The organism is Paracoccus salipaludis (assembly GCF_002287065.1).
GTDB classification, from domain to species: domain Bacteria; phylum Pseudomonadota; class Alphaproteobacteria; order Rhodobacterales; family Rhodobacteraceae; genus Paracoccus; species Paracoccus salipaludis.
This window is the reverse complement of the sequence record NZ_NSJZ01000008.1, coordinates 112,327-121,820: the sequence shown is the minus strand read 5'-3', so window position 1 is coordinate 121,820 and position 9,494 is coordinate 112,327. Positions and strand designations below refer to the sequence as shown.

10 protein-coding genes and 1 pseudogene are annotated in these 9,494 nt (G+C 71.7%); 5 read left to right on the top strand and 6 right to left on the bottom strand.

The window, feature by feature from the left end; genetic code table 11:
- Both CK240_RS11135 and CK240_RS11130 read right to left on the bottom strand, forming a co-directional pair.
- A pseudogene (locus CK240_RS11135) lies at positions 1 to 182 on the bottom strand (uracil-DNA glycosylase); the annotation flags it as partial.
- A gap of 39 nt (positions 183 to 221) precedes the next feature.
- Positions 222 to 1,178, bottom strand: a complete 957-nt coding sequence (locus CK240_RS11130) for an L-threonylcarbamoyladenylate synthase (RefSeq protein WP_095640416.1) — start codon at positions 1,176 to 1,178, stop codon at positions 222 to 224.
- Between the two features lie 114 nt (positions 1,179 to 1,292).
- On the opposite strand from CK240_RS11130, the gene CK240_RS11125 reads away from it, so the two are divergent.
- From CK240_RS11125 to CK240_RS11110, 4 genes are all read left to right on the top strand, one after another.
- Positions 1,293 to 2,984, top strand: a complete 1,692-nt coding sequence (locus CK240_RS11125; RefSeq protein ID WP_095640415.1) for an acyl-CoA dehydrogenase — start codon at positions 1,293 to 1,295, stop codon at positions 2,982 to 2,984.
- Positions 2,981 to 4,030 (top strand): MBL fold metallo-hydrolase, encoded by a 1,050-nt coding sequence (locus tag CK240_RS11120; protein ID WP_095640414.1) that lies wholly within the window; start codon positions 2,981 to 2,983, stop codon positions 4,028 to 4,030. The genes CK240_RS11125 and CK240_RS11120 overlap by 4 nt, the downstream gene beginning before the upstream one ends.
- Positions 4,031 to 4,101: 71 nt before the next feature.
- Positions 4,102 to 4,284, top strand: a complete 183-nt coding sequence (locus CK240_RS19455) for an aa3-type cytochrome c oxidase subunit IV (RefSeq protein WP_095640413.1) — start codon at positions 4,102 to 4,104, stop codon at positions 4,282 to 4,284.
- Between the two features lie 53 nt (positions 4,285 to 4,337).
- Positions 4,338 to 4,988, top strand: coding sequence for a hypothetical protein (locus tag CK240_RS11110; RefSeq protein ID WP_420818625.1), 651 nt, complete (start codon positions 4,338 to 4,340; stop codon positions 4,986 to 4,988).
- 82 nt (positions 4,989 to 5,070) lie between these two features.
- Here the strand turns inward: CK240_RS11110 and CK240_RS11105 are convergent, their stop codons facing one another.
- The 4 genes from CK240_RS11105 to greA all read right to left on the bottom strand — a co-directional run bounded on the left by CK240_RS11105 (position 5,071) and on the right by greA (position 7,612).
- Positions 5,071 to 5,400 (bottom strand): AzlD domain-containing protein, encoded by a 330-nt coding sequence (locus tag CK240_RS11105; protein ID WP_095640412.1) that lies wholly within the window; start codon positions 5,398 to 5,400, stop codon positions 5,071 to 5,073.
- The gene (locus CK240_RS11100; protein ID WP_095640411.1) at positions 5,400 to 6,161 is read right to left on the bottom strand and encodes an AzlC family ABC transporter permease; all 762 of its coding nucleotides are present in this window, start codon (positions 6,159 to 6,161) and stop codon (positions 5,400 to 5,402) included. The genes CK240_RS11105 and CK240_RS11100 overlap by 1 nt, the downstream gene beginning before the upstream one ends.
- Before the next feature lie 64 nt (positions 6,162 to 6,225).
- A complete protein-coding gene (locus CK240_RS11095; RefSeq protein WP_135058823.1) occupies positions 6,226 to 7,149 on the bottom strand; it encodes a hypothetical protein in 924 nt (307 codons plus the stop codon).
- Positions 7,142 to 7,612: a transcription elongation factor GreA gene (gene greA, locus CK240_RS11090; RefSeq protein WP_095640409.1), complete on the bottom strand. Its 471-nt coding sequence runs from the start codon at positions 7,610 to 7,612 to the stop codon at positions 7,142 to 7,144. The genes CK240_RS11095 and greA overlap by 8 nt, the downstream gene beginning before the upstream one ends.
- Before the next feature lie 197 nt (positions 7,613 to 7,809).
- Between greA and CK240_RS11085 the strand changes: the two genes are divergently transcribed.
- Positions 7,810 to 9,465, top strand: a complete 1,656-nt coding sequence (locus CK240_RS11085) for an electron transfer flavoprotein-ubiquinone oxidoreductase (protein ID WP_095640408.1) — start codon at positions 7,810 to 7,812, stop codon at positions 9,463 to 9,465.
- Positions 9,466 to 9,494 lie beyond the last annotated feature (29 nt).

Sequence of the window (9,494 nt, the reverse complement as noted above, 5' to 3'; positions counted from 1 at the left end):
GGCGGGGGCGCGGCAGGGGCCGGCCCGGGCGCAGCGCCGGGCGGGCGCAGCGGCTCGGCATAGCGGTCCACCGGCGCGTCCCCGATCGGCTCGTCCACGCCCATCTCGCGCTGCCATTCCAGCAGCGCCAGGGCGGTCTCGGCGTCGAGGGGCATCCCCTTCCAGGTCGGGTCGGCGGTCATGGGGCGAGGCTAAGGGCGCGGGGCCAAGGGGGCAACCGCTCAGCGCGGCGCGGCGGCGCGGGCAAGGCGGTCGTTGATCGCCAGCCCCAGCCCGTGGCGTGGAACCGGCGCGACCGCGATGGGCCGCCCCAGCCGATCGGCGGCCCGCAGGGTGTCGAACAGGCGCGCGGCGGCCTCCGTCAGGTCGCCCGAGGCCGACAGGCTCAGATCGCCCGCGACGGGGCCGAAGCCGATCAGCGTCTCGCCCGGCTGCGCCTCGGCCGCGTCCAGCCGGACAGAGGCGGCGGGGGCATAGTGGCTGGACAACTGCCCCGGCGCGTCGGGGGCGGCGAGGTCGGCGCCGCGCCCAAGCGGGCGGCCCAGCACGGCCTCGATGGCCTCGGCGGGAACCCCGCCCGGACGCAGCAGCAGGGGCTCGCCCTCGCGCCAGCCGACGATGGTCGATTCCACCCCGACCGGGCAGGCGCCGCCGTCGACCACCGCCGCGATCCGCCCCGAAAGGCCTCCGTCCGGGTCCAGCACATGCGCGGCCGTCGTCGGGCTGATCCGCCCCGAGCGATTCGCCGAAGGCGCGGCCAGCGACCCGTCGAAGGCCCGCAGCAGCGCATGGGCCACGGGATGCGCGGGCACCCGCAGCCCCACGCTGTCCAGGCCCGCCGTCACGATCCCCGCGATCCCGGCGTCGTCCCGCAGCGGCACCACCAGCGTCAGGGGCCCTGGCCAGAAGGCCCGCGCCAGCCGCAGCGCGTCCTCGTCGAACACGCCGATCCGCGCGGCGGCTTCGGCGTCGGCCAGATGCACGATCAGCGGATTGAAGGCGGGACGGCCCTTGGCCTCGTAGATGCGCGCCACCGCCTCGCCGTTCCGGGCGTCGGCGGCAAGGCCGTAGACCGTCTCGGTGGGCAGGGCGACGGCCTGTCCCTGGGCCAGCAGGCGGGCGGCCCGGGCGATGCCGTCGGGATCGGGACGCAAGGTCAGGGTGGAATGGCTGGTCATTGCGCCTCTGCGGGGTTGCGGCGGGCCGGGCGAGAGTTAACCTGCGAGGCCAGCATGGGAAATACGCGCCGGGCGGCGGAATGCAACGCCCGCGCTGTCACAGGGGAACAGCACATGGCCTATCGCGCGCCGGTCGAGGACATCGCCTTTATCCTGCAATCGGTCGTGCCGCTGGCGCCCGTCGCCGCAACCGCACGGTTCGCCGAGGCGACGCCCGACACCGTGGCCGCGATCCTGTCCGAAGCCGGCCGCATGGCGACCGAGGTGCTGGCGCCCCTGAACCGCAACGGCGACCTGACGCCTGCCCGGCTGGAAAACGGCGCGGTCCGCTCGTCGCCCGGCTATGCCGAGGGCTTCGCGGCCATCGCCGAGGGCGGCTGGATCGGGCTGTCGGCCGATCCCGAGCATGGCGGCGCGGGCCTGCCCCAGACCCTGAACGTCGCCGTCAGCGAGATGATGGCGGGCGCCTGCCTTGCGCTGCAGCTGAACCCGCTGCTGACGCAGGGCCAGATCGAGGCGCTGCAGCACCACGCCGACGAGGCGATGAAGCAGCTTTACCTGCCCAAGCTGATCTCGGGCGAATGGAACGGCACCATGAACCTGACCGAGCCGCAGGCCGGGTCGGACGTGGGCGCGCTGTCCACGCGGGCCGAGCCGGACGGCGAGGGCACCTATCGCATCACCGGGCAGAAGATCTTCATCACCTGGGGCGACAGCGACGTGAACGAGAACACCTGCCACCTGGTGCTGGCGCGCCTGCCCGACGGGGCCAGGGGGACGCGCGGGATCAGCCTGTTCATGGTGCCGAAATACCTGCCCGACGAGAACGGCAGGCCGGGTGTCGCCAACAGCCTCAAGGTCGTGTCGCTGGAACACAAGATGGGCATCCACGGCTCGCCCACCTGCGTGATGAGCTTCGAGGGGGCCAGGGGCTGGCTGGTCGGCGGGGAACACAAGGGCATGGCCGCGATGTTCACCATGATGAACGCGGCGCGGCTGGGCGTGGGGATGCAGGGCGTGGCCGTGGCCGAAGCCGCGCTGCAGCAGGCCGCCGCCTATGCGGGCGAGCGGGCGCAGATGGGCTCCATCGCCCGGCACCCCGACGTGCGCCGGATGCTGGCCTGCGGCCGGGCCGAAGTCTTTGCCGCCCGCGCCATCGGGCTGGCCTGCGCGCAGGCGCTTGACCTGGCGACCGCCACAAGCGACCCGGAATGCACGGCCCGGGCGGCGTTCCTTACGCCCATCGCCAAGTCCTACGGCACCGACGTCGGCTGCCGCGTGGCCGACATGGGCGTGCAGGTCCACGGCGGCATGGGCTATATCGAGGAAACCGGCGCGGCCCAGTATCTGCGCGATGTCCGCATCACCCCGATCTACGAGGGCACGAACGGCATCCAGGCCATCGACCTCGTGCTGCGCAAGATGTCCGACGGGGGCGAGATGGCCTTCCGCCTGCTGGACGAGATCATGGACGGCGCCAAGGCCGCCCAGGGCGAGATGCCGGACCTGGCCCGCGCGGTCTGGGACGCGGCCGAGACGCTGCGCGAGGCCACCGTCACGATGATCGAGTCGGGCCAGACCGACCGGCTGGCGGGCGCCATGCCCTACCTGAACGCCTTCGCCCGCGTGCTGGGCGCGCATTACCACCTGATCGCCGCCCGCAAGGGCGACGAGGCGCGCAAGCGGCTGGCCAGCATCTTCGTGACCCGCGTCCTGCCCCGCAACGCCGGCGACCTTGCCGAAGCGCGGGCGGGCTGGGCCGACCTCGACGCCCTGCCCGACGCGGCCTTCGCCGGGGCCGCATGACGGCTGCACCGCGTCCCGAGGGCATCCGCCACCCCTGGCCCGAGCCTCCGCCCCAGGGCGAGGCGGTCGAGGTGGCGGAAGGTGTCCTCTGGATGCGCCTGCCGCTGCCGATGCGGCTGGACCATGTCAACGCCTATGCCCTGGCCGACGCCGACGGCTGGACGGTCGTGGACACGGGCTTCGACACGAACCGCACGCGCGCGATCTGGCGGCGCCTGCTTTCGGGACCGCTGGCGGGGGCGCCCGTCGCGCGGGTGCTGGCGACGCACCAGCATCCCGACCACATCGGCCTTGCGGGCTGGTTCGTCGAACAGCACGGGGCCGAGCTTTGGACCAGCCGCACGGCCTGGCTGTTCGCGCGGATGCTGGCGCTGGACGTGCAGGAACGCGCCACGCCGCAGCAGATCGACTTCTGGCGCCGCGCGGGAATGGACGAGGACCGCCTCGCGCAGCGCGCGGCCGAACGGCCCTGGAACACCGCCGACGTGGTCCATCCCCTGCCCCTCGGCTATCGCCGCCTCCGTGACGGCCAGGCGCTGCGCCTGGGCGGCCGGGGCTGGACGGTCGTGACGGGCGAGGGTCACGCGGCCGAGCACCTGACCTTGTGGTCGGACAGCGACAATCTGGTGATCGGGGGCGACCAGCTCCTGCCCGGCATCTCGCCCAACCTCGGCGTCTATCCGACCGAGCCGGGGGCGGACCCCGTCGGCGACTGGCTGGACAGCTGCGCCCGGATGGCCGCGCGGGCCGAGGAACGCCACCTTGTCCTGCCGGGGCACAAGCTGCCCTTCACCGGCCTGCCGCAGCGTCTGGCGCAGCTGGCCGAGAACCACGAATCGGCCCTGCGCCGGCTGGCCAGGGCGCTGGCGCAGTCGCCCCGCACCGCCGTGGGCTGCTTCGACCTGCTGTTCGGGCGGCGGATCGGGGACGGGGAATACGGTCTCGCCCTGGTCGAGGCGGTGGCGCACCTGAACGCCCTGCAGGCGCGCGGGCAGGCGTGGCCGGTGGGCACCGACGCGCAGGGCGGCGTGTTGTGGAGGGCGTGACAGCGCCTGCGCTTTCCGCTAGCGATGCCCGGAACAGGACCGAACGCCGCGACCAGGGGACAAGACGACAGATGGCCACGACGCACACGCAGCACTCCGCCCATCACCAGGATCATGCCGTTGCTCATCACGAGCATGGCGCGATGGACGTGACCGACCACCAGCGCACCTTCGACGGCTTCGTCCGCCTGATGACCTGGTTCGCGGTCGGGGTCGTGGTGGTCCTGATCTTCCTGGCCCTGGCCAACGCCTGATTGATACCGGCCGACCCTCCGACGAAGGGGGCGGCGCGAGGGAACGTGACATCATGCCGATGCAAAGGCGCGCCTTTCTGGCGCTTTCGCTGACTGCCGCGCTTGCGGCCTGCGCCGAGCCGCGCTGGGCCGACGACGAGGCCCTGCGCCGGGCGCGCTTCGTGTCGAACGAGCCGCCCTCGATCACGCTGTTCACCGTGATCGGCATCCCGCGCGGCGAAGGCGGCCATTCGGCGCTGATGATCAACGGCAGCCAGCGGGTGATCTACGACCCCGCGGGCAGCTGGGAACATCCGCAGATCCCCGAGCGCAACGACGTGCTTTACGGGATCACCGACAACTTCAAGCGCTTCTACATCGACTACCACGCGCGCTCGACCTACTGGGTCGCCGAGGACACCGTCTACGTCAGCCGCGAGGTGGCGGACGCCGCCATCCGCGCGGTCGAGGCCCAGGGGGCGTCCCCGAAAAGCTATTGCGCGGTCAACAGCGGCCAGGCACTGCAGAGCGTGCCGGGCTTCGAGGGCGCGCCGGACGGCTACAGCCCGCTGAAGCTGCGGCAATGGTTCCTGACCCTGCCGGGGGTCCAGTCCAAGCGCCACCAGGACGGCGACCCGGCCAACAACCATGACGTGCTGCTGCGCCAGAAGGACGGCTCGGTCGAGGGCTACCGCGACGGCCACCTCGTGCGCGCGCCGGGCTGAGGACGGACGGGGGCCCTGCCGCCGCCTTCGGCTTTCCCGGAATATCCGAGGCCGGACGACGGAGCGCTTGCGGCGCCCCGCGTCAGGCCAGCCAGGTGCCCAGTCCCAGCACCACCCCGCCTGCCAGGATCGCGGACAGCGTGCTGCCGGACCAGAGCCCCACCACCAGGGTCGCCGCGGCCGAGGAAAGCCGCACGGGATCGGGCTGGCCGTCCGTCGCGGCAGGCCACATCACCAGGGGCGCGATCAGCGCGGGCAGCACCGAGACCGCGGTATAGCGCAGCACCCGCTGCGCCCAGTCGGGAACCGCCCGGTCGCCCACGGCCCCCAGGAAGGACCAGCGGATCAGATAGGTGCCGATCCCCAGCGCCAGGATCACCAGCCAGATCGTCGCGTCGGAATAACCCGCCATCATCCGTTCCTTCGAATGCGGCGGCGGGACTGCCAGGCCTCGGCCCCGGCGCCCGCGGCCATGCCAAGGGGCGCCGCGATCAGCACGCCCGTCCCCGAGGGAAGGTCCGACAGGACCAGCGCAGACAGGACCGCCACCAGCGCCGCCACGACATGGGGCAGTGTCCGCATCATCGGCGCGGTCATGGCCAGAAAGGTGATCGGCACCGCGAAATCCAGCGGCCAGGCGGCCGGGATCATCTGCCCGGCCGTGGCGCCCACATAGGTGAACAGCATCCAGGGCAGGCACAGCACCGGCGTCGCCCCCGCAAGATAGGCCACGCGCTCGGGGACGGTCAGGCGGGGCTGGCGCTCGAACCGCTGGATCGCCATGCCGTAGGTCTGGTCGATCAGCACATAGGCGATCAGCGCCCGCTGCCAGGCCGGCGCACGCCCCAGCCAGGGCGTCAGCGAGGCCGAATACATCGCCATCCTGAGGTTGATCGCCAGGGACGAGGCCAGCACCACCAGCACCGGCGCGTGATCGCTGAGCAGCTGCACCGCGCTGAACTGCGACGCGCCCGCCAGCACCAGGACCGAGAAGCCCATGGTCTGCGCAAGGTCCAGCCCGGCGGCCGTCGCCACCACCCCGAAGAGCAGCGCAAAGGGCACCAGCACCAGCAGGAAGGGCAGCGCCTGCAGGAAGCCCGTGCGGAAGGACCGCGCGACCGAGGGCGATTCCGCGCGCCCGGTCGTCGGCGCGGGCCGGGAAAGCTGCGTCATGCCAAGGGTTCCGGGACTGTTGCGGGCCGCAGCTTTAGCGGGCGCGCGGCCCAAGGCAAGTGGCTCAGCCGAACATCCCCATGACCTGCGCCAGAAGGGCGAAGGCCCGGCCCGAGCGGGTCGAGGCCAGGGCAAGGATCCCCTCGTCGCCCAGCTCCTCGGCCGATCGCGCAAGCGTCCGGTCGAACTGGCGCATGAAGTGCTGCGCCGCGTCGCGGAAGACCTCGTCGCCGCGCATCGCCCGCGCGATGGCCTCGGCCCCATCGGCATCGGCGGCGGCCAGGTCCGCCAGGGCCGGGCCGCGCTGGCCCGCGATCAAGCGCCGCCAGGGCGTGGCGGAGGCCACCGAGGCCCGCAGGTCGTCGGTATAGACCCCCTGCTGCGCCAGCAGCGTGACGATGTCCTGGGCGGCGCGGATGACCTTTGCGGCCTCGGGGTCGGCCAGCGCGGTCCGCAGCGCCGAGATGGTCTCGTGGTCGTCCGGCCCGTCGGGGAAGTTCAGCGCGATGATCAGCGTGGCGGGCTCGGCCTGCACCGGCGGCGGCGGGGGCTCGAGCGGCAGGTCGCTCTGGCGCGGGGCGGCCGGGCGGGTTGCAGGCGCACGCGCGGCTGCGGCGGGCCGGGCCTGGGCTGCGGGCCGCGGCTCGGCCCTCGGGCGCGGCTCGGCGGCCGGACGGGCGTTCGGGCGCTCGGGCTCGCCCTCGGACCCGCGCAGCATGTCCATGCGGGCGCGCAGCAGCGCGGCCTCGGTCCGCAGCTCCTCGATGGCGCGGGCCAGTCCCACGGCCATCCAGATCAGCGCCAGCGGCAGGATGACGCCCGCCAGGGCCAGAAGACGGCCCAGGCCCGAGGCGGGCGAGCCTTCGGGCCCCAGGAGCCAGAACAGCAGCACCAGGGCCACCCAGGCGGCGGATGCCGCAAGTCCCACCAGCGCCGCCGGGTCGCGGCCCTCGGTCAGCCGGCGCAGCCGTTCGGTCACGTCATTCATAGCGGATCGACAGGATCTCGTAGGATTTCAGCCCGCCCGGCGTCGTCACCTCGACGCTGTCGCCCTCGTCCTTGCCGATCAGCGCGCGGGCCAGGGGCGAGCGGACGTTCAGCAGGCCGCGTTCCAGGTCCGCCTCCTGTTCGCCCACGAGTTGGAAGGTCTTTTCCTCGTCGGTGTCCTCGTCCACGACGGTGACCTTGGCCCCGAACTTGACGCTGCCCGACAGCTTGGCGGGGTCGATCACCTCGGCGCGCGAGATGATCATCTCGAGTTCCTTGATCCGGCCCTCGATGAAGGACTGCTTTTCCCGTGCGGCATGGTATTCGGCGTTCTCGGACAGGTCGCCATGCTCGCGCGCCTCGGCGATGGCGCGGATCACGGCGGGACGCTCGACCGCCTTCAGGTCGCGCAGCTCGAGGTCGAGCTGGTCGAACCCCGCGCGGGTCATCGGTATCTTTTCCATCGCTTCCTCGTGTGCAAACGCCCCCGGCCGGGGGGCGGGGGCGTCGTCAGATGCAGGCCGCATCGTGCCCCGGCCGACCCGCCGACGCAAGCGCCCCGCCCGCGTGGCAATGCACGTCACGTCATGTTGTGCAAGGGGGCAAACCCCCTTATGTCGATGCAAACCCGCGATCCAGCCACGCCAGAGGGGGCCCAGCCATGAGCACGATCGAACGCGAATCGATGGAATTCGACGTGGTGATCGTCGGCGCGGGGCCCGCGGGCCTGTCGGCGGCGATCCGCCTGAAGCAGATCGACCCGGACCTGAACGTGGTCGTGCTGGAAAAGGGCTCCGAGGTCGGGGCGCACATCCTGTCGGGCGCGGTGCTGGACCCGGTGGGCCTGAACGCGCTGATCCCCGACTGGAAGGACAAGGGCGCGCCGGTGAAGACGGCCGTGACCTCGGACAGCTTCGTGGTTCTCGGCCCGGCGGGCTCGGTGCGCATCCCGAACTGGCCGATGCCGCGGCTGATGTCGAACCACGGCAACTACATCGTCAGCATGGGCAATGTCTGCCGCTGGCTGGCCGAGCAGGCCGAAGGGCTGGGCGTGGAAATCTTCCCCGGCATGGCGGCAAGCGAGCTGGTCATGGACGGCGACCGCGTGGCGGGCGTCGTTGCGGGCGAGATGGGCAAGGAACCCGACGGCACCCCCGGTCCCTCCTACGAGCCGGGCATGGAGTTGCGCGGCAAGTACGTGATGATCGCCGAAGGGGTGCGCGGGTCGCTCGCCAAGCAGCTGATCGAGAAATACGACCTGTCCGCCGGGCACGAGCCGCAGAAGTTCGGCATCGGCATGAAGGAGATCTGGGAGATCGACCCGGCCAAGCACAAGGAAGGCACCGTCGTCCACACGATGGGCTGGCCCCTTGGCAAGAACGCGGGCGGCGGGTCCTTCATCTACCACGCCGAGAACAACCAGGTGTTCATCGGCTTCGTGGTCCACCTGAACTACGAGAACCCGTATCTTTACCCCTATGCCGAGTTCCAGCGCTTCAAGCACCACCCGATGGTGGCCGAGCTGCTGGAAGGCGGCAAGCGCGTGGCCTATGGCGCCCGCGCGATTTCCGAGGGCGGCTGGCAGTCGCTGCCCAAGCTGACCGTGCCCGGCGCGCTGCTGCTGGGCTGCTCGGCGGGCATGGTCAACGTCCCCCGCATCAAGGGCAACCACAACGCCATGCTGTCGGGCATCGCCGCGGCCGAGGCCGCCGCCGCCGCCATCGCGGCAGGGCGCGAGGGCGACGAGCTGGTGGACTACGAGGCCGACGTGCGGTCCGGCCTGATCGCGCGGGACCTCAAGCGCGTGCGCAACGTCAAGCCGGCCTGGTCGCGCACCGGCATGGTCGGCAGCCTCGCGCTGGGCGGCATGGACATGTGGGTGGCCAGCCTCTTCAACCGCAACATCCTGCGGACCTGGAAGCACGGCAAGACCGACGCCGCCGCGACCCGGCCCGCGAAGAACTATCGTCCGATCGACTATCCGAAGCCCGACGGCAAGCTCAGCTTCGACCGGCTGACCAACGTGGCCTTTTCCTTCACCAACCACGAGGAAAGCCAGCCCTGCCACCTGAAGCTGAAGGACCCCACCGTCCCGATCCGGGTGAACCTGCCGATCTACGCGGAACCCGCGCAGCGCTATTGCCCGGCCGGGGTCTACGAGGTGGTCGAGGACAAGTCGGTGCCGGAAGGCGCGCGCTTCGTGATCAACTTCCAGAACTGCGTCCACTGCAAGACCTGCGACATCAAGGACCCGTCGCAGAACATCGTCTGGACCACGCCCCAGGGCGGCGATGGGCCGAACTACCCCAACATGTGACGCGTCCCGGGCCGCCCGGCGTTGCCGCC